Raw genomic sequence first — 18,926 nt, 5'->3', positions numbered from 1 at the left:
GATCACGCCGTCGCGTCGAGCATGAGAGGTTGTTCGAGCCCTGGATCGAGGGCTTTGGCGGCGCGCTTAAACACGCGCCCGATGCCAATGATGACGGGCTTCGTCGGATCGCGTCGCTCGCTGGCCAGGCCGAGATCCGCAATCGATCCCGCCCAGCGCTCGTCGCCCCGCGACACGTTCGACACCATCACGGCAGGCAAGGCGGAGGAGCACCCGGCTGCCATCAATCGCTCGGCGATGGCCCCCGCCGTGCCGCCCGCCATGTAGAAGATCGTGGTGGTGTTCGGATCGGCCAGTCCCCGCCAATCGAGCCCGGCCGGAAGCTGACCGGTCTTCGCGCATCCGGTCACGAAGCGGACCGATTGCGCCATTTCGCGATGGGTGAGCGAAGTGCCCAGAGCAGACGCCAGGGCGATGCCGGCCGTGATGCCCGGCACCACGTCGACGGGAACGCCCGCCGTCTCCAAGTGCTCGATCTCCTCGCCGGCGCGCCCGAAGATCATCGGATCGCCGGATTTCAGCCGCACCACATGCTTCCCCTGAAGGGCCAGACGGGTCATCAGGTCGTTGATGTCGTCCTGTGCGCAGGAGGCTCGCCCTCCCCGCTTGCCGACCATGAGGCGCTTGGCCTCTCGGCGGGCGAGTTCCAGCACGTCCTCGGAGACGAGATCGTCGAACAGAATGACATCGGCCGATTGCAACGCCCGCATGGCCTTAAGCGTCAGCAGTTCCGCATCACCGGGCCCGGCGCCGACGAGCGTCACGCGTCCGACCGTTTGCGCCGGCCCGGATGCGATCTGCTCCAGCACCGTCTCCACGGTATCGCCGAAGGCCTCAGGCGGCCTCCCCTGGAAGGCGAAGTCAGCGAAGCGCTCCCAGAAGGTGCGCCGTGCCATTCCTGGCGACAGCTGCATGACGCGTTCGCGTATGTGCTTGGCGAAAGCCGCCCAGGAGGCGACGGAGGGATGCAGCAACGTCTCGATCTTGCGCCGGATCGCCTGACCCAGGATCGGCGCCGCGCCGTCCGTCGAAATGCCAATCACCACGGGCGACCGGTTGACCACCGACCCGAACTGGAAATCGCAGTAACCGGGCTTGTCGACCACGTTGACCGGCACGCCGGCCTCGTGGGCCGCAGCGGCAAAGGCTTCAGCCTCCCCCTCGTCTTCGAGATCAGCAACCGCGAGAGCGGCGTCTTTCAGAAGATCGGCGGACCAATCGGATCGATGCAGCACAAGCGATCCGTCGGCTGCGCCGCGCGCGAGCAAAGCCTCCATCTCGGAGGACACGTCCGAGGCATAGATGTCGACCCGGGCGCCTGCGGCGGCGAGCAGCTCCGCCTTCCAGGCCGCGCCGGGAGACCCGCCGATCAGAACCACACGCCGGTCCTTCAGGTCGAAGAAGACCGGCAGCTTGGCCAGCCGGCCGAGCCGGCCCGGCTCCGCCTCAGACGGCTTTCTTAAGGGCTGCAGCATCGATCAACCTCCTGATTTCAACGCGGCAGGAGCCGCAATTCGTACCCGCACGCAGAACTTCACCAACGGCTTCCACACTTGCGGCCCCCTTCTCGATAGCTCCCGCGATCTGGTTCGCGCCCACCGAGAAGCAGGCGCAGACGATCGGACCAGGATCAGCCTGATCCGCGCCGGGCCGCCCGCTCAGCAGGCGCAGGCGCTCGGCTCCGCGGATCTCGGGCGCGGACAGATGCGCGACTGCCCATGTCCGCGACACGGCCACCGGTTGCGGCGAGACGAACAGCGCGCCGAGCAACACATCGCCCGCGAAGCTCGCGAGCCGAAAGCTCGCCTGGTCCTGATCGCTGTAAGACAGAGTCTCCAGGCTCTCGCCGCTCCCGATCAGACCGGCCGCGTAGTCAACCCAATCGTCCACCAACCCGGCGCCGGCGAGCTCGAGGCGCCAACCTCCCTCGGCTCGGGCGAGCGCCCAGTAATCTGCTGGGATCATCGCAGGCTTGTTGCGCACCACTGCAAAGCCATACCAAGTAGCCTCAAATGGCTCGATGGATGCATGGGAAAACTTGAGGCCGGGCTGCCCGGAAATCGGATCGACTGCAGGAAGAACCGCCGTACTGATGCGCCCCTGGGCCGTTTGCTGGTCAGTCCAGTGCATGGGAACGAAGATGCTGCCCTTCTGCTGCCGTTCCGTCACGAGTGCGCGGACGACGACAGTTCCCTGCGCGCTGACGACGCGCACCAGGGAGGCGGGCGCAATGCCGGCATCCTCCGCATCGTCGGGATGGATCTCGCAGAAGCTCTCCGCGTAGTGGCTCATCAGGCGCGGCGTCTTCGCCGTGCGCGTCATGGTGTGCCACTGATCACGGATGCGGCCCGTGTTGAGGATCAGCGGGAAGTCCGGCGAGACCTCCTGCCGCGCGACCGGCGTCGCAACGAACCGCCCTCGCCTGTCGGGCGTGTAAAAGTTTCCCTCTGCGAAGAAACGCGTCGTCGCGTGATCAAGCGCCTCCCCTTGCCGGCGCGGCCACTGGAACGGCGCCAGCGTGTCGTAAGCCCTTTCGCTCAGCTCGGCACAGGCAGAGATGTCGAAATCGCGCGCTCCGTCGTTGGCGATGCCGGACAAGGCGGCGTGCTCCCGGAAGATCTCGGCTGGCGACCGATATTCGAAGGCATCGGCAAAGCCCATGCGGGCCGCCACATCGCAGATGATGCGCCAGTCCGGCCGTGCCTCGCCAGGCGGTTTCAGGAAGGAGCGCTGGCGCGAGATGCGGCGCTCGGAATTCGTCACCGTCCCGCTCTTCTCCGCCCACGCGGCCGCCGGGAGGAGCACATGAGAATGGCGGGTCGTGTCGGTGCGGGTGACGTCGCTCACCACGACGAATGGGCACGCGCGAAGCGCGTCCTGCACGACATCGGCATCCGGCAGGGAATCGGCCGGATTGGTGCCCATGATCCAGATCGCCTTCACCCGCCCGTCCCCGACTGCGCGGAAGAGGTCGACGGCCTTCAATCCCGGACGCGTGGGGATGCCCGGACTGCCCCAGAAGGACCGGACCAGCTCCCGGTGGCTCGGGCTGGTGAGGTCGAGATGCGCGGCCAGCATGTTCGCCAGCCCGCCGACCTCGCGCCCGCCCATGGCATTGGGCTGACCGGTGAGCGAGAACGGTCCTGTGCCCGGCCGTCCGATACGGCCCGTGAACAGGTGGCAGTTGATGATGGCGTTCACCTTGTCGGTGCCGACCGCCGATTGGTTCACGCCCTGCGAATAGGCCGTCACCACACGATCCGAGCGGCTCCAGAGCGTGTAGAACTCGCGAAGCTGCTCGACCGGCAGGCGTGTGGCGCTCAAGGCTCCGGGAAAGCCGCAGGCCTGCGCGGTTGTCAGAGCCTCATCCAGGCCCGACGTGTGACGTTCCACATAGTCGTGATCACGCAGGTCCATCCGGTCGAGATGGTCGAGCAGACCCGCAAACAAGGCGACATCGGAATTGGGGGCGACTGCCAGATGCAGATCGGCCGCCTCGGCCGTTACCGTGCGACGCGGGTCGACGACGACGATCTTCGTGCCGCGCCGCTCCCGCGCCGCCAGAAGCCGCTGGAACAGGACCGGATGGCACCAGGTCATATTGGAGCCGACGAGAACGACCAGATCGGCCTCTTCGAGATCCTCATAAGTTCCTGGCACCGTATCCGATCCGAATGCCCGAATATGGCCCGCCACCGACGAGGCCATGCAGAGGCGGGAATTCGTGTCGATGTTGGCTGCGCCGATGAAGCCCTTCATCAGCTTGTTGGCGACGTAGTAATCCTCCGTGAGCAGCTGGCCCGAGCCGTAGATGGCGACCGATTCGGGGCCATGCTCCGCAATCGTCGCTGAGAAGCGTCTTGCCACCAGATCGAGGGCTTCGTCCCAGCCGACGCGGCATCGGTCGATTTCAGGATAGAGCACCCTGTCGTCGAGGCTCAGCGTCTCGCCCAGAGCCGATCCTTTCGAGCAGAGACGCCCGAAATTGGCCGGGTGCCGCTCGTCTCCCCTGATTGCGACGGTGCCATCTTCCTGCTGCGTCGCGACGACACCGCAGCCGACGCCGCAATAAGGGCATGTGGTCCGGGTCGGGGTGCCGGTCGCCATGCCTCCTCCTCAGGCAGCTCGGGACATGAGCGCCGAAGCAGCGAGCAGGATGCGCGAACCTTCGATCCGCACCGGGATTTTGTGGGCGCAGCCCTGGTCCGCCCCCTGCGCCTCGCCGCTTTCCAAGCTGATCACCCAGTTGTGCAGCGGGCACGTCACCGAATGGCCGTGCACGATGCCCTGTGACAGCGGTCCTCCTTTGTGCGGGCAGCGATCCCGCAGCGCGAAGAGTGTTCCGTCCGCGGCCTTGAACACGGCGATGTCCCCGCTCGCCGCCTGCACGACACGCGACCCGAGAACCGGCACGTCATCGACGGCGCCCACATCGATCCACTCGCTCATTCCGCTGCCTCCGCCAGGGTGAAGTTGGCCATGGGCCTAAACTCGTGCGCGTCGCGGCCCGCAACACGCTCGGCCCAGGGATCGCTCTGTGCATTGCGCTGGGAGATGACGAAGCGATCGTAGAGATTTCGACGCTTCTCAAGATCGTCGACCACGGTCGCCCGGATCGAGTCCGTGCCGACCCGGTCGGCCCATTTGTACATGCGCTCGAGGTAGTGACCTTGCTCACGGTAGAGCTGCGTCAGGGCCGCAATCACCTCGATGCATTCATCCTCTTCCGGCACCTTGCAAAGCACCTGCGTGCCTTTGATGTGAATTCCGGCCGCGCCAGCAAAGTGGATCTCGTATCCGGAATCGACGCAGACCACGCCCACATCCTTGCAGGTCGCTTCGGAGCAGTTCCGCGGGCATCCGGAGACGCCCATCTTCACCTTCGCCGGCGTCCAGGAGCCCCACATGAATTTCTCGATCCTGACGCCGAGGCCAGTGGAGTCCTGCGTGCCGAAGCGGCACCACTCCTTGCCGACGCAGGTCTTCACCGTGCGCACGCCCTTGGCATAGGCGTGGCCCGAGACCATGCCGGCGTCGTTGAGATCGGCCCAGACCGCCGGCAGGTCTTCCTTGCGCACGCCCAACAGATCGATGCGCTGTCCGCCCGTCACCTTCACGGTCGGGATGTTGTATTTCTCGGCCACGTCCGCGATCGCGCGCAGCTCCCGCGGGTTGGTCAGCCCGCCCCACATGCGCGGCACGACGGAATAGGTGCCGTCCTTCTGGATGTTGGCGTGGACGCGCTCGTTGATGAAGCGCGAGCGCCCATCGTCCTCGTATTCTTCGGGCCAATCGCACAGGAGATAGTAGTTCAGGGCGGGCCGGCACTTGGCGCAGCCGCAGGATGTCTTCCATCCCAGTTCCTGCATCACGGCCGGGATCGACTTGAGCTCCGCCGCCCGGATGAGCCGCCGTACGTCGTCGTGGCCGAGATCGGTGCAGCCGCACAGGGGCTCGATCGTGGACTTCGCGAACTTGTCGCCGAGCGTCAGGGTCATCACCTGCTCGACGAGGCCGGTGCAGGTGCCGCAGGAGGCGGAAGCCTTCGTGTGCGCCCTCACCTCGGTCAACGTGCTCAGGCCCTTGTCGGTGATCGCCTGGACGATCTTGCCCTTGCATACGCCGTTGCAGCCGCAGATTTCCGCATCATCCGGCAAGGCTGCAACGGCCGCCATAGGGTCCAGGGGGGCGCCCCCCACATAGGACTGGCCGAAGATCAGGGTGTCGCGCAACTCGGAGACGTCCGTCTCCTTGCGCAGCAGGTCGAAGAACCAGGATCCGTCTCCCGTCTCGCCGTAGAGAACGGCACCGACGATGCGGTTCTCCTTGAGCACGAGGCGCTTGTAGATTCCGCGGGCGGCATCGCGCAGGACGATGTCCTGCCGATCCTTGGCCTCGCCGAAATCGCCGGCGGAGAACAGATCGATTCCCGTGACCTTCAGCTTGGTGGCCGTGACGGAGCCGGTATAGGTGGCCGTCCCGTCGCCGGCGAGCTGCGCGGCGACCACCTTTGCCATCTCGTAGAGGGGTGCTACGAGACCGTAGCAGAGCCCGCGATGCTCGACGCATTCGCCGACCGAGAAGACATCTGGATCGCTTGTGCGCATGTCGTCGCCGACGAGCACGCCCCGGTTGGTCTCGAGGCCCGCTTCCTTGGCCAGAACGGCATTGGGCCGGATGCCAACCGCCATGACGACGATATCCGCCGGAAGCTCCGTACCGTCGTCCAGTCGGACGCCGGTGACACGGTCCTCGCCCAGGATCGCGTGGGTGTTGGCCTTGCAACGAACGGCGATGCCACGGTCCTCGAAGGCCTTCTGCAGCAGGTAGCCGGCGGACGGGTCCAGCTGGCGCTCCATCAGGGTCGGCATGAGGTGGAGAACAGTCACCTCCATGCCCTGCGCCTTCAGGCCTGCGGCCGCTTCCAGTCCGAGCAGACCGCCGCCGATGACGATGGCACGCCCGCCATTTTGAGCCGCTTCGAGCATCTTGTTGACGTCGTCGAGATCGCGATAGGTGACCACGCCCGGCAGGGTGGCGCCGGGAATCGGAACGACGAAGGGCATCGATCCGGTGGCAACGAGGAGCTGGTCGTATTCCGCAACCGTGCCGTCCGCCGCAACCACGCGCTTGGCGGCGCGGTCGATCTCCACCACCTGCTTGCCGCGATGAAGCGTGATGCCGTGCGTCTCGTACCAGGCATCGTCATGGATCAGGATGTCTTCGTAGGCCTTCTCGCCGGACAGAACGGGCGAGAGCATGATGCGGTTGTAATTCACACGCGGCTCGGCGCCGAAGATCGTGACCTCGTAGGCGCCGGGTGCGCGCGCGAACAATTCCTCCAGGGCGCGGCCGGCGGCCATGCCGTTGCCGATGACGACCAGCTTCTTGGGCATCGTCACTCTCCTTACGCTGCGAGTGTCGGGGCCCGGTGGCGTGCATAGAGGAACTCCAGCACGGCTGCTCGGGCATCGTTGTAGGTGGGATTGCCGACCAGTTCGAGGCGCCTGCGAGGGCGCTCTAGATCGACCCTCAGATCCTCGCCGATCGTGGCGGCTGGCCCGTTCGTCATCATGACGATCCGATCGGAGAGCAGCACGGCCTCGTCCACGTCGTGCGTGATCATGATGATCGTGTTGCCGAGCCGGCTGTGGATCTCCATGACCTGATCCTGGAGATGGGCTCGCGTCAGCGCATCCAGGGCACCGAAGGGCTCGTCGAGCAGCAGGATCTTCGGTTCCATGGCAAGCGCCCGAGCGATGCCGACGCGCTGCTTCATGCCGCCGGAAATCTCGTGCGGCCGCTTGTTCTCGGCATGGGCCATGTGGACCAGTTCGAGATTGTGCCGGATCCAGTCGCGGCGCTCCGCCTTCGACTTCTTGCCGCGGAAAACCTTGTTGACCGCAAGCTCCACGTTCTCGCGCACCGTCAGCCAGGGCAGGAGCGAGTGGTTCTGGAACACCACGGCGCGGTCCGGTCCCGGACCGCTCACGGCCCTGCCCTCCAGGAGCACGCCGCCCTGACTCGGCTCGAGCAGGCCCGCCACGATGTTGAGCACGGTCGACTTGCCGCAGCCGGAATGGCCGATGATCGAGACGTACTCGCCTTTGTCGATGGAAAGGTTCACATCCCGCAGCACTTCGGTGCTCGCGCCGGCACGCTGGAACGAGATGCCGACATGATCGATCTTGAGATAGGCCATGATCCTTCTCCGTTATTGCGCAGCCGTGCCGCGGGTGAGCAGATGGCCGACTGCCGCGATGGAACGGTCGAGCAGGAAGCCGACCACGCCCACATAGACCAGAGCCACGATGATGTCGGAGATGAGCGAGGAGTTCCACGCATCCCAGATGAAGAAGCCGATGCCGACGCCGCCGATCAGCATCTCGGCCGCCACGATGGCGAGCCACGACAGTCCGATTCCGATGCGAAGGCCGGTGAACATGTGCGGCACCGTGGCCGGCACCATGATCCGGGTGAAGAACTCGATGGGTGAGAGGCGCAGGACCTTGGCGACGTTGCGATAATCCTGCGGGATGTTGCGAATGCCCACCGACGTGTTGATCAGGATCGGCCAGACGCTCGTGATGAAGATCACGAAGATGGCGGAGGGCTGCCCGTCGCGGAACGCCGCCAACGAGAGCGGCAGCCAGGCCAGCGGCGGGATGGTGCGCAGGACCTGGAACACCGGATCGAGGCCGCGCATGGCCAGCGTCGACTGGCCGAGCAGGACGCCTAATCCGATGCCGACGATTGCGGCCAGGACATAGCCATAGCCGACGCGGACCAGGGACGCGCTCACGTGCCAGAAGAGGCCCTGGTCGATGCCGTTGCCGATCTTGAAGGGATGGACGATGATCTCCCAGCTCTCGTCGATCACCTTCAGCGGGCTCGGCAGCGCCGAAGTCGGGCTTGATGCCAGCATCTGCCAGAGGATGAGCAGGAACGCGATGGTCAGCACCGGCGCTGCCAGCTGCGTGACGATGCCGGTGCCGGTGCGAATGGCACGGGAGAGCGCGCTGACCGGCTTCGGCGCCAGCGGATGCAGGGCGGCCTGCTGGGCTGGTGGCATTGCCTTCGGGTTCGGGAGAGCGACGACGCGGGCGGAGTGAACCATGAGCCTGTTCTCCAAGACTTACGCGATGCGTTTGATGGGCAGGCTGGCGAGATAGGCCTGCGGATTGTCCGGATCGAAGACCTTGCCGTCGAAGAAAGTCTCCTTTCCGCGGTTGTCGCTGGCCGGAATGTCGCTCGCGGCAATGCCGAGCGTCTTGGCCGCCTCGCGCCAGAGATCGGCACGGTTGACCTTGTCGACGAGCGCCCTCGCATCGGTGTTCGTGTCGAACTTGCCCCAGCGCATGTTCTCGGCGATGAACCAGAGATCGTGCGACTTGAACGGGAAGGAGGCGTGATCACGCCAGAACTTCATGATCCCGGGCGAGTCCTTCACGACCTTGCCCTCGATGCCGTAATCGTACTCGCCCTTCTGGCGCGGCAGGATGTCGGCAACGGGCACGTTGAACCAGGCGCGGGTACCGACGATCTTGCACATCTCCTCGCGGTTCTCGAGCTTGTCGCACCAGACCTGCGCTTCCATCACGGCCATGAGCAGAGCGCGTGCGGCCTTCGGGTGCTTGTCCACCCAGGCGGCGCGCAGACCAAGCGCCTTTTCCGGATGCTTGTTCCAGATCTCGTAGGTGTTCGCCGCCGTGTATCCGAGCTTCTGGTTGATGAGCTGCGCGTTCCAGGGCTCGCCGACGCAGAAGGCGTCCATGGTGCCGACCTTCATGTTGGCGACCATCTGGGGCGGCGGCACCACGATGGTGGACACGTCCTTGTCGGGATCGATGCCGCCGGCGGCGAGCCAGTAGCGGATCCAGAGATCATGCGTGCCGCCCGGGAAGGTCATGGCGACCTTTGGGTCGCCGCCTGCCGCACGCTTCTTCGCAAAGGCTTCCTTCAGAGGGGATGAATCGAGCCCAAGCTTCAGGCCGTTGTATTCGGCCGCGACCGAGATCGCCTGCGCATCGAGGTTCAGACGTGCCAGAATGTACATCGGGGTCGGCACGCCGCCCTGCGTCACCTTGCCGGTGGAGATCAGGTAGGGCATCGGCGTCAGGATATGGGCGCCGTCGATGCCGTTCGCTTCCGAGCCCAGCACGAGATTGTCGCGGGTCGCGCCCCAGGAGGCCTGCTTGAGCACCTCCGCATCGGGCAGGCCGTGTTTGGCGAAGAAGCCCTTTTCCTTGGCGATGATCAGAGCGGCCGCATCGGTAAGCGCGATGTAGCCGAGCTTGACCGTCTTCGTTTCAGGTTCCGCACTCTGTGCAAAAGCGCCGCCCGGAAAAGCAGCCTTCGCGGCGGCCAGCGTCAGGATCGCACTGGCGCCGCGAAACACGTCTCGACGGGTGATCTTCGGTGTCTGCATCGTGCTTCCCCTGTTCCTGTCGCGCCCTTCGCGGACGAGACCGATTGAAACTTCGTCTTGGTCGATCTGCCGGAAGCCTCGAGGCTCGATCGGACGCAGATCGCCCATTGCCGGGTCATGCAGAGCCGGCGAAACGCAAAAAACGCCGCGAGATGAACTGAAAGCCGCATAGGTGCGGGTGCAGCTGATCCAGCGACGTCGTTGTCGGGAAACGCCCTTGAGAGGCATCAACGGCCCGTCATCATTGACCGGCCTATCATCGAGAGAGGTCCTGACGTCCTTGTCCGACCTGTCTCACTTAGAAAAGGTATAGAGTGCCCACTTTGTGCTCAAGGTCATAATTTGTGCAGTGCGCCTTTGTTGTGTGCGGTGCAATGCCTAATCTGCGACCGCGGGATTGATCGCGGTCCGGATGTCGAATCCTTCCACGTAGCCGAGAATGTCGTCGGGCGTGAAGCTGCGGCCATCGATGAACTTCTCCGTCCCCGCTCCCTCGATCTTGCTGTCGATCGGCGGTACGGATGTGCCCATATGCCCGAGCACCGTCCGATACATGTCGGGACGATAGGCCGCCCGGACCCGAGACAACCAAGCTTCGTCGTAGGGAGCCTGTCCCCATCGGATCATCTGGCTGTAGATCCACAGGGCTTGGCTGACCCAGGGAAAATTCGCGTGCTGATCCTGGAAGGCCATGTAGTTCCGAACCTGCCGCGTTCGGCCGTCGGGATCGACCGTAAGTTTCCCCGAGAGCAGACGAAGGATCATTTCGGAGGGGACGCCCACATGTGCCGGATCCGACATCATGTCCGCTAAGTCGCCATGGTTCTGCTCGTCGTCGCACCAGCGCGCCGCGGCATCGAGCGCCACGATGAGGCGCGACAGGGTCTCAGGATTCTCCTCCGCCCATTCCGGACTGACGCCCAGCACCTTTTCCGGAGCGGAGGGCCAGATGTCGGCCTTGGTCGCCACCATGCGCCCGATGCCCTTCTCTACTGCGATCATGTTCCAGGGAGCATTGACGCAGAACCCGTCGATGGCCTGCGCCGTCATGGCATCGACCGTAAGCGGAGGCGGGACGATCGTCATGGTCAGGTCGGTGTCAGGATTGATCCCGGCGGCCGCGAGCCAGAACCGGAACTCGTAGTTGTGCGATGAGAAGGGATAGGTCATGGCAAGGACGAGGGGCTTCTTGCCGGACCGACGCCGTTGCTCGACTACCTGCTTCAAGGCCAATCCGTTGGCCAGGGCGTCTTCCGAACCGTCGAGACCGGCCAGAGCCTGCATCTCGCGGTAGAGCTCCACCGAAAGCGTGATTGCATTGCCGCCGCGCCCGAGGGCGAAGGGCGTGAAGCAGGGATAAGGATTGGATCCAAGATGCAGCTGGGACGCGACAGGCATCGGGCCCAGCATGTGGGCCACGTCGAACTGGCGGAACGCCAGTCGATCGCGGATGTTGGACCAAGAGACGTCCTTGATCAGCTCCAGGCGGATGCCTTCGCGGCGAGCAAAACCCTGCTCGGCGGCAGCCACCAGGACGGCCATGTCGAGGAGAGGAATGAACCCGACACGAACCAGACGCTCGGGGACGCAACGCCCCTTTGTTTTCGAGGGAGTGTCATTCACCGATCCGGCCTCCTGCATGGGACCGCTCTCCGCATTTTCCAAATCCCACATGTGCTTATTTCTCCAGAAGGGACGCTGCCGTCACGACGCTCTGGGCGATGTCGACGAGCTTCCGTTTCTCGTTCATGGCGGTTTGCCGAAGAAGGCCATAGGCCTCCTCCTCCGACAGTTGCCTGGTTCTCATCAGAATGCCCTTGGCCCGCTCGATCACCTTGCGGGACGCGAGTTCGCTGCGCGCCTCGAGCAGTTCGCGTTGAAGACGGTCGAAGGCGTTGAAGCGGCTCACCGCCATCTCTACGATAGGCATCACCCGCTCCTTGCGCAGCCCATCAACCACGTAGGCTGAAACGCCTGCCTCAACGGCCGCTTGAATCATCGACCCGTCGGAGCGATCCACGAACATCGCCACTGGGCGCGACACCAGCTTCGAGACCTGGAACATCTGCTCCAGAACGTCGCGGCTGGGGTTCTCGATGCCGATGATGATGACGTCTGGATCCATAGTGCTCAGGCGCCGGAGCATGTTGGTCATCGTTTCGATGACCTCAACATCAACGATCCCGGCCTCCCGCAGTCCATCGATGAGAATGGCCGCCCTGATGCTGTTTTCCTCGATGATCGCAATGCGAAGAGGCCGCTGACCGGACTGGGTATCTTTGGTCAAGTTTCTTGAAGCTCTCGCTGCATATAGGGATTCAGGTACTAGGCCCCTGAAGCAAGTTTCAGGCCAAAGCTCTGGCCTAGGCGCGAAGTGACAGGGGAAATTGACGATGCATAAAATTTGTGCACGCCTGCCATGAGGCTCGTAGCGGAATCCGCAGGCACTCGCTCATGTGGCGTCTGAAGCAGCACAGCCGACTAAGGAACCATCGCTGAACCAGTTGCAAATTGGTTCAGGATCGGTTTAGCCTTGTTTCGTCCAAAGGCCTCTCTGCGTAACAAGGCTTCGCAGTTGCTGGTCCAACGGCAAGATTGGTTCGCACGGAGCTGGATGCCATGTCCAACCCCGATCTGTTCACGGACAGCTCGAACTTAGCCCTTGAGCGATTGAGGGCTCTCCTGGATGACAGTTCTCCCGAGGGAGACAGGCGGCTTCCGCCCGAGCGCGTGCTGGCGGCACAGATCGGTATCGGCCGGCGCGCCCTGCGGCGAGCGCTCGAGGTTCTGGAGGCCGAGGGCCGGATCTGGCGCCACCAGGGCAAAGGGACCTTCCTAGGCCCCCGGCCGACCCATACGCCGACCAATCTGGAAGAGCTGGCAGAGCGCACCCACCCGCTCGAGGTGATGGACGTACGACTGGAAATCGAGCCCGCCCTTGCCCGGCTCGCGGCCATGCGGGCAACGAACGGCGATATCGAACGCCTCCGTCGGCTGGCGGAGAAGACGGCCTCCAGTTCAGACGCAGACGGTCGCGAACTCTGGGACAGCGCCTTGCACCGCACCATCGCGGAGGCCGCCGGCAACTCCCTTCTTCTGGCCATCTTCGACATGGTCGATCGCATCCGGCAGGATACGACCTGGCAGATCCTGCGAGAACGGGCTCGCTCGAGCGAACGTCAGAAGCTCTATGTCGAGCAGCACCGCCGCGTGATCGCCGCCATTGCCCAGCGCGAGGCCCATGCGGCGGAACAGGCCATGCGCGAGCATCTCCAATTGGTGCGGGACGGCCTCCTGAAGGTGATGACGGCCCCCCTGCCCGATCACATCGACGGACAGATCCCGACATTCCCCGCGACGGCTAAGAACAAGGACAAAATTCGCCATGGGACATGAAGTGGCCCGACAAACAACCGCACAGGTTCACACTCCGGGCAATGCTGCCCTTGCCGCTGAGCCGCCGCTGCTCACCGTTCAAGGCCTCTCCGTGCGATTCGACGGTTCGCCTAAAGGCGTGAACGTGGTCGATGACGTCTCCTTCTCCGTAAGCAAGGGCAAGACCCTGTGCATCGTGGGCGAATCCGGCTGCGGCAAGAGCGTGACCTCGCTCGCCCTCATGGGCCTTCTGCCCACGCCGCCCGCGAGGATCGTTGCCGGCTCGGCCCTATTCGACGGCCGGGATCTCCTGACGCTCTCCGAGCGCGAGAGGGCGGATCTTCGCGGCGACAGGATGGCCATGATCTTCCAAGAGCCAATGACATCGCTCAACCCTGCCTTCACCATCGGCGACCAGATAGCCGAGGGCATCGTCCGCCACCGCGGGGTCTCCAAAGCTGAGGCCATGGAGCGGGCGCTCGACATGCTGAAGAAGGTGCGCATTCCGGCGCCCGAGAAGCGCCTGCGCGCCTATCCGCACGAGATGTCGGGCGGCATGCGTCAGCGCGTCATGATCGCTATGGCGCTCGCCAACGACCCGCAGCTCCTGATCGCCGACGAGCCCACCACGGCTCTCGACGTCACCATCCAAGCTCAGATCCTCACTCTCATCCGGCGTCTCCAGGAGGAGACCGGCACCGCGATGATCCTCATCACCCATGACCTCGGCGTAGTGGCGGAAGTCGCGGACGAAGTCGCCGTGATGTATGCGGGCAAGGTCGTTGAGAGCGGCCCCGTTGAGGCGATCTTCGATGATCCGCAGCACCCCTACACCATTGGCCTCATGGGCTCGGTCCCATCCCTCGGGCGTCGCCAGGGCCGGCTCGCCACCATTCGCGGCACGGTGCCTCCGGCAGAGCTGATGCCCAAAGGCTGCCGTTTCACGCCGCGCTGCCCGTTCTCGGACACCCATTGCGCGAACGATCCGCCGCCGCTTGCGGAGATCAAACCGGACCACCGGGCGCGATGCTGGTACGCCCCTCTCGAACTTCACCGTGGAGCCGCTTGATGAGCGTGGTGAACGACAACGACATCATCCTCGAATGCGTCGGCCTCAAGAAGCACTTCGGAAGCGGCGGCCTGCTCTCCTCGCCGACCGTCGTGCGGGCCGTCGACGGCGTATCGCTGGGTATCCGGCGCGGCGAGACCTTCGCCATCGTGGGCGAATCCGGCTGTGGCAAGTCCACCCTGGGCCGCCTCCTGCTGCGCCTGATCGAGGCGACAGCGGGCGATGTGCGCTACGACGGGCGCTCGATCCTGAAGCTCGACAAGAGCGAACTGCGCAAGCTGCGACGCGAGCTGCAGATCATCTTCCAGGATCCCTATGCCTCGCTCAACCCACGAATGAATGTGGGCGACATCATCGCGGAGCCGATCTGGCTGCACAATCTCGCCGCCGGCCGGGAGAAGCGGGAGCGCGTGGCGGATCTCATGCGCACGGTCGGACTCCTACCGACCCATGCGGACCGCTACCCGCACGAGTTCTCCGGCGGCCAGCGCCAGCGCATCGGCATTGCCCGCGCCCTCGCGGGAGATCCGAAGCTGATCGTCGGCGACGAACCGGTTTCGGCTCTCGACGTGTCGATCCAGGCGCAGATCATCAACCTGCTCGAGGACCTGAAGGACCGATTCGGCTTGACCCTTGTCATCGTGGCGCATGACTTGGCCGTAATTCGCCATATGAGCGACCGGGTCGCCGTGATGTACCTAGGCGAGATCGTTGAGCTGTCGGATACCGATGCGCTCTTCGACAATCCGTTGCATCCCTATACCCAGGCGCTCCTCGCTGCGATTCCCGTCCCGAGCCCGACGAACCGGCAGCCCAAGGCGCTGCTCCAGGGTGACGTGCCGAGCCCCGCCACGCCCCCCTCGGGCTGCCGTTTTCATACGCGGTGCCCTCATGCCCGGGCCGTCTGCAAGGAACAACATCCTGCTCTCGAAACGACACCGGACGGGCGGCAGGTGGCCTGCCATTTCTGGCGCGAAATCCAGGGAGCGGGGGCTGGATCCATCAGCGCACCGCCCCCGAGCGCGGCGCTCGCCAAGCGCCTGGCGCTCTACCGAACTTGGCGTGAACGGCAGGATAAGCCCGTCACGGCGAGCCCTTGAACTCAGAGGACGACATCCAGAGGACGATTGGAGGACAAAGGAATGAAGAAGAGACTGCTCTTGGCCTTGGCTGCCGGGCTCATGATGAGCACCGCGGCCTCCGCACAGACCCTGCGCATCGGCCTAAACGAGGATCCCGATGTGCTCGATCCACACCGCGCGCGCACCTTCGTCGGGCGTATCGTGTTCACGTCGCTGTGCAACAAGCTCGTCGACATCACGCCCGACCTGAAATTCACGCCAGAACTCGCCACCGAGTGGAGCTGGAGCGATGACGGCAAGTCGCTCACCTTCAAGCTGCGTCCTGGGGTGAAGTTCCACGACGGCGAGCCCCTGAACGCAGCCGCTGTGAAGGCCAATATTGATCGTGCCCGCACCTTGCCGGATTCCCTGCGCAAGAGCGAATTAACCTCCGTGGACAATGTCGAGGCCGTCGATGACCTGACCGTGAAGGTCAATCTCTCCCGCCCGGACGCGACCCTGCTCTCGCAGCTCTCCGACCGTGCCGGCATGATCCTGTCGCCGAAGGCCTTCGCATCCTCAGATTTCGGCCAGAAGCCGGTTTGCTCTGGCCCCTACAAGTTCGTCGAGCGCGTGCAGAACGACCGCATCGTGCTGGAGAAGTTCGCCGACCACTGGGACGCCAAGAACTTCAACTTCGAGCGCATCGTGTTCCAGCCCATTCCAGATACGACCGTCCGCCTCGCCAACCTCCGCTCCGGCAATCTCGATTTGATCGAGCGGCTTGCGCCGAGCGACGTTCCGGCGGCGAAAGGCGATTCCAACCTGGTCTTCGCTCCGGTTTCCGGCATCGGCTACCAGGGCCTGACCATCAACACGAACAACGGCGAGCGCGCCAAAAGCCCCCTCGGCCGGGACAAGCGGGTCCGTCAGGCCTTCGAGCTGTCGATTGACCGCAACGTGATCAACGAAGTCGTCGGAGCGGGCATCTATCCGCCCGCCGGCCAGCCATTCCCGCAGGCCAGCCCCTACAACAATCCGAAGTTTGGCCCGACGACACGCGACGTCGCCAAGGCGAAGCAGCTCCTGAAGGAAGCTGGAGTCGATCGGGTGAAATTCGAGCTGACCTTCGGCACCAGCACCACAACTCAGCAGATCGCCGAGATCATTCAGGCGATGGCTGCGGAGGCCGGCTTCGATATCTCGCTGCGCCCGACCGAATTCGCGGCCATGCAGAAGGAGGCCCAGGCCGGCAACTTCGACGTGAACGTGATCGGCTGGTCCGGTCGCGTCGATCCCGACGGCAACATTCATGCCTTCGTGACATGCAAGGGCGCCCTGAACGACGGCCGTTACTGCAATGAGCAGGTGGATAAGCTCCTGAACGACGCCCGCGTCACCAACGACGAGGCCAAGCGGAAGCAGCTCTACGACGCCGCACAGGAGATCCTGAAGCAGGATCTGCCGATCATCTATACCTACTATCAGCCCTGGCCCTTCGTTCATACGAAGAAGGTCCAGAATTTCAAGCCCTATCCGGATGGCATGATTCGCCTGAAGGGTGTCAAGCTCGCTTCCTAAGACGACCAAGTCCGCGTGCCCGGTCTAACGATCGGGCACGCCCTGGCCCTTCCTTGCTACAGGTTTCACGAGCTGATGCTGCGCTACATCGGACGACGAATACTGATTGCCATCCCGACGCTAATTATCGTGTCGATCCTGGTCTTTGCCCTGCAGAAGCTCCTGCCCGGCGACCCGGTGCTGACCATGGCGGGCGAAGAACGTGATCCGCAGGTGCTCGCTTATCTGCGCGACAAGTATCGCCTGGATGACCCGATCCCGGTTCAGTACTTCGCCTGGATCGGATCAGCGCTCACCGGCAATCTCGGGATTTCGCTGCGCACCGACATCCCGGTGCTCGACCTCATCCTCAGCAAGCTTCCCGTGACGCTCGAACTCGCCATTATGGCCATGATCGTGGCGCTCGCCATCGGCATTCCCACCGGGATCATCTCGGCCGTGAAGAAGGGAACGACGGTCGACTACACGGCTAACGTCATTGCTCTGTCCGGGCTGTCCATTCCCAATTTCTGGCTCGGAATCATGCTTATCATGCTGGTTTCGGTCCGCTGGCAGCTCCTGCCCGCCTCCGGCTATGTGCCGCCGACCGAGGATCTTTGGCTCAACATCAAGACCATGCTTATGCCGGCCTTCGTGCTCGGCACCGGATTGGCTGCGAGTCTCATGCGTCACACCCGCAGCGCCATGCTCGGCGTGATGCGGTCCGATTACATCCGCACCGCCCGCGCCAAGGGACTGCTGTCACGAAAGGTCATTCTGAAGCATGCCTTGCGCAATGCGCTCGTGCCCATCGTGACTCTCTCCACCCTGCTCTTCGGTGAGCTCCTGGCCGGCGCCGTGCTCACGGAGCAGATCTTCACCATACCGGGCTTCGGCAAGCTCATCGTCGATGCGGTGTTCAACCGAGACTACGCCGTGGTGCAGGGCGTCGTCCTTTGCACGGCGGTCGGCTTCATCTTCATGAACCTCCTCGCCGACGTCCTGTACGTTCTCGTCAATCCCCGCCTGAGGCACGCAGCATGACCGCCACAGCCGTTATCGCCGATGAGGTCGCGCTGCCGAAGAAGCGCAGCCGCGTCCTCGCCAAGTTCCTGAAGAACAAGAGCGCCGTGCTCGGCGGCGCCATCGTGCTGTTCTTCGTGCTCGTCGCCCTCGTCGGGCCGTATTTCGCGCCGTATGACCCGATCAAGCCGAGCTTCACGAGCATTCGCAAGGCGCCGTCCGCTCTGTTCTGGTTCGGTACCGACGAACTCGGGCGAGACCTTCTCTCCCGCATGCTCTGGGGCGCCCGCGCCTCCATCATGGCCGGCGTGGTCTCCGTCACCATCGCGATCGTCCTCGGCGTTCCGTTCGGGCTTGTCGCAGGCTATTTCGGCGGCTGGATCGACGCCGCGATCTCGCGCGCCACCGACGCCATGCTGGCGATCCCGTTCCTCATCTTCGCCATCGCGCTGGCAGCGTTTCTCGGCCCTAGCCTCACCAACGCAATGATCGCCATCGGTCTGTCCGCCATGCCGATCTTCATCCGCCTCACCCGTGGCCAAGTTCTGACCGTGAAGGCTGAGGATTACGTCGAAGGAGCGCGGGCCATCGGTCTGCCCGATTTCTGGATCTTGGTGCGTTATGTTCTGCCGAACGTCCTGCCGCCAATCCTGGTCCAGGGCACACTCACCATCGCGACCGCCATCATCGCGGAGGCGAGCTTGTCCTTCCTCGGTCTCGGCCAGCAGCCGCCCAATCCCTCCTGGGGCTCGATGCTCAACACCGCCAAGAACTTCATGGATCAGGCTCCCTGGATGTCGATCTTCCCGGGCTCGGCGATCTTTCTGATCGTGCTTGGCTTCAACCTTCTCGGCGACGGCCTGCGCGACGCGCTGGATCCGCGCGAGCAATAATCTACGCCAACTTCGGA

15 protein-coding genes are annotated in these 18,926 nt (G+C 64.0%); 6 read left to right on the top strand and 9 right to left on the bottom strand.

Annotated elements, in window-relative coordinates; translation table 11 throughout:
- Positions 1-2: 2 nt before the first annotated feature.
- The 9 genes from cysG to VB672_RS09350 all read right to left on the bottom strand — a co-directional run bounded on the left by cysG (position 3) and on the right by VB672_RS09350 (position 12,215).
- Positions 3-1,475, bottom strand: coding sequence for a siroheme synthase CysG (gene cysG, locus VB672_RS09390; protein WP_329783923.1), 1,473 nt, complete (start codon positions 1,473-1,475; stop codon positions 3-5).
- Positions 1,447-4,107, bottom strand: coding sequence for a nitrate reductase (locus VB672_RS09385; RefSeq protein WP_329783922.1), 2,661 nt, complete (start codon positions 4,105-4,107; stop codon positions 1,447-1,449). Before VB672_RS09385 ends, cysG begins: the two co-directional genes overlap by 29 nt.
- 9 nt (positions 4,108-4,116) lie before the next feature.
- On the bottom strand, positions 4,117-4,449 hold the full coding sequence (gene nirD / locus VB672_RS09380) for a nitrite reductase small subunit NirD (RefSeq protein WP_329783921.1): 333 nt from the start codon (positions 4,447-4,449) through the stop codon (positions 4,117-4,119).
- Positions 4,446-6,896, bottom strand: coding sequence for a nitrite reductase large subunit NirB (nirB, locus tag VB672_RS09375; RefSeq protein ID WP_329783920.1), 2,451 nt, complete (start codon positions 6,894-6,896; stop codon positions 4,446-4,448). The genes nirD and nirB overlap by 4 nt, the downstream gene beginning before the upstream one ends.
- A gap of 11 nt (positions 6,897-6,907) precedes the next feature.
- Complete coding sequence (locus VB672_RS09370; RefSeq protein ID WP_329783919.1) at positions 6,908-7,702, bottom strand: ABC transporter ATP-binding protein; 795 nt, start codon at positions 7,700-7,702, stop codon at positions 6,908-6,910.
- Between the two features lie 12 nt (positions 7,703-7,714).
- Positions 7,715-8,617 carry a nitrate ABC transporter permease gene (gene ntrB, locus VB672_RS09365; RefSeq protein ID WP_329783918.1) on the bottom strand — a complete coding sequence of 301 codons (903 nt, stop codon included), beginning with the start codon at positions 8,615-8,617 and terminating at the stop codon, positions 7,715-7,717.
- A gap of 18 nt (positions 8,618-8,635) precedes the next feature.
- A complete protein-coding gene (locus VB672_RS09360) occupies positions 8,636-9,928 on the bottom strand; it encodes a CmpA/NrtA family ABC transporter substrate-binding protein (RefSeq protein ID WP_329783917.1) in 1,293 nt (430 codons plus the stop codon).
- 378 nt (positions 9,929-10,306) lie between these two features.
- Positions 10,307-11,602: a CmpA/NrtA family ABC transporter substrate-binding protein gene (locus tag VB672_RS09355; protein WP_329783916.1), complete on the bottom strand. Its 1,296-nt coding sequence runs from the start codon at positions 11,600-11,602 to the stop codon at positions 10,307-10,309.
- Between the two features lie 4 nt (positions 11,603-11,606).
- Positions 11,607-12,215 (bottom strand): ANTAR domain-containing response regulator, encoded by a 609-nt coding sequence (locus tag VB672_RS09350; protein WP_329783915.1) that lies wholly within the window; start codon positions 12,213-12,215, stop codon positions 11,607-11,609.
- A 332-nt stretch (positions 12,216-12,547) separates the two neighbouring features.
- On the opposite strand from VB672_RS09350, the gene VB672_RS09345 reads away from it, so the two are divergent.
- The 6 genes from VB672_RS09345 to VB672_RS09320 all read left to right on the top strand — a co-directional run bounded on the left by VB672_RS09345 (position 12,548) and on the right by VB672_RS09320 (position 18,909).
- Positions 12,548-13,324 carry a FadR/GntR family transcriptional regulator gene (locus VB672_RS09345; RefSeq protein WP_329783914.1) on the top strand — a complete coding sequence of 259 codons (777 nt, stop codon included), beginning with the start codon at positions 12,548-12,550 and terminating at the stop codon, positions 13,322-13,324.
- Position 13,325: 1 nt separating this feature from the next.
- Positions 13,326-14,372, top strand: a complete 1,047-nt coding sequence (locus tag VB672_RS09340; protein ID WP_442931968.1) for an ABC transporter ATP-binding protein — start codon at positions 13,326-13,328, stop codon at positions 14,370-14,372.
- On the top strand, positions 14,372-15,472 hold the full coding sequence (locus tag VB672_RS09335; RefSeq protein ID WP_329783912.1) for an ABC transporter ATP-binding protein: 1,101 nt from the start codon (positions 14,372-14,374) through the stop codon (positions 15,470-15,472). Before VB672_RS09340 ends, VB672_RS09335 begins: the two co-directional genes overlap by 1 nt.
- Positions 15,473-15,514: 42 nt before the next feature.
- The gene (locus tag VB672_RS09330; RefSeq protein ID WP_329783911.1) at positions 15,515-17,014 is read left to right on the top strand and encodes an ABC transporter substrate-binding protein; all 1,500 of its coding nucleotides are present in this window, start codon (positions 15,515-15,517) and stop codon (positions 17,012-17,014) included.
- Between the two features lie 75 nt (positions 17,015-17,089).
- Complete coding sequence (locus VB672_RS09325; RefSeq protein ID WP_329783910.1) at positions 17,090-18,037, top strand: ABC transporter permease; 948 nt, start codon at positions 17,090-17,092, stop codon at positions 18,035-18,037.
- Complete coding sequence (locus VB672_RS09320) at positions 18,034-18,909, top strand: ABC transporter permease (RefSeq protein ID WP_329783909.1); 876 nt, start codon at positions 18,034-18,036, stop codon at positions 18,907-18,909. The genes VB672_RS09325 and VB672_RS09320 overlap by 4 nt, the downstream gene beginning before the upstream one ends.
- Positions 18,910-18,926: the final 17 nt, after the last annotated feature.

Origin of the sequence: Microvirga sp. CF3016 (assembly GCF_036314085.1) — a bacterium.
Taxonomy (GTDB): domain Bacteria; phylum Pseudomonadota; class Alphaproteobacteria; order Rhizobiales; family Beijerinckiaceae; genus Microvirga.
The sequence above is the reverse complement of the archived record's forward strand: the minus strand, read 5'-3'. Positions and strand labels throughout refer to the sequence as shown.

Coding starts and splice junctions, on each gene's coding strand:
- VB672_RS09370 (WP_329783919.1), bottom strand. CDS start 7,702: ATGGCCTATCTCAAGATCGATCATGTCGGCATCTCGTTCCAGCGTGCC.
- VB672_RS09325 (WP_329783910.1), top strand. CDS start 17,090: ATGCTGCGCTACATCGGACGACGAATACTGATTGCCATCCCGACGCTA.
- VB672_RS09320 (WP_329783909.1), top strand. CDS start 18,034: ATGACCGCCACAGCCGTTATCGCCGATGAGGTCGCGCTGCCGAAGAAG.
- VB672_RS09345 (WP_329783914.1), top strand. CDS start 12,548: ATGTCCAACCCCGATCTGTTCACGGACAGCTCGAACTTAGCCCTTGAG.
- cysG (WP_329783923.1), bottom strand. CDS start 1,475: ATGCTGCAGCCCTTAAGAAAGCCGTCTGAGGCGGAGCCGGGCCGGCTC.
- VB672_RS09385 (WP_329783922.1), bottom strand. CDS start 4,107: ATGGCGACCGGCACCCCGACCCGGACCACATGCCCTTATTGCGGCGTC.
- VB672_RS09330 (WP_329783911.1), top strand. CDS start 15,515: ATGAAGAAGAGACTGCTCTTGGCCTTGGCTGCCGGGCTCATGATGAGC.
- VB672_RS09360 (WP_329783917.1), bottom strand. CDS start 9,928: ATGCAGACACCGAAGATCACCCGTCGAGACGTGTTTCGCGGCGCCAGT.
- VB672_RS09355 (WP_329783916.1), bottom strand. CDS start 11,602: ATGTGGGATTTGGAAAATGCGGAGAGCGGTCCCATGCAGGAGGCCGGA.
- ntrB (WP_329783918.1), bottom strand. CDS start 8,617: ATGGTTCACTCCGCCCGCGTCGTCGCTCTCCCGAACCCGAAGGCAATG.
- nirB (WP_329783920.1), bottom strand. CDS start 6,896: ATGCCCAAGAAGCTGGTCGTCATCGGCAACGGCATGGCCGCCGGCCGC.
- nirD (WP_329783921.1), bottom strand. CDS start 4,449: ATGAGCGAGTGGATCGATGTGGGCGCCGTCGATGACGTGCCGGTTCTC.
- VB672_RS09335 (WP_329783912.1), top strand. CDS start 14,372: ATGAGCGTGGTGAACGACAACGACATCATCCTCGAATGCGTCGGCCTC.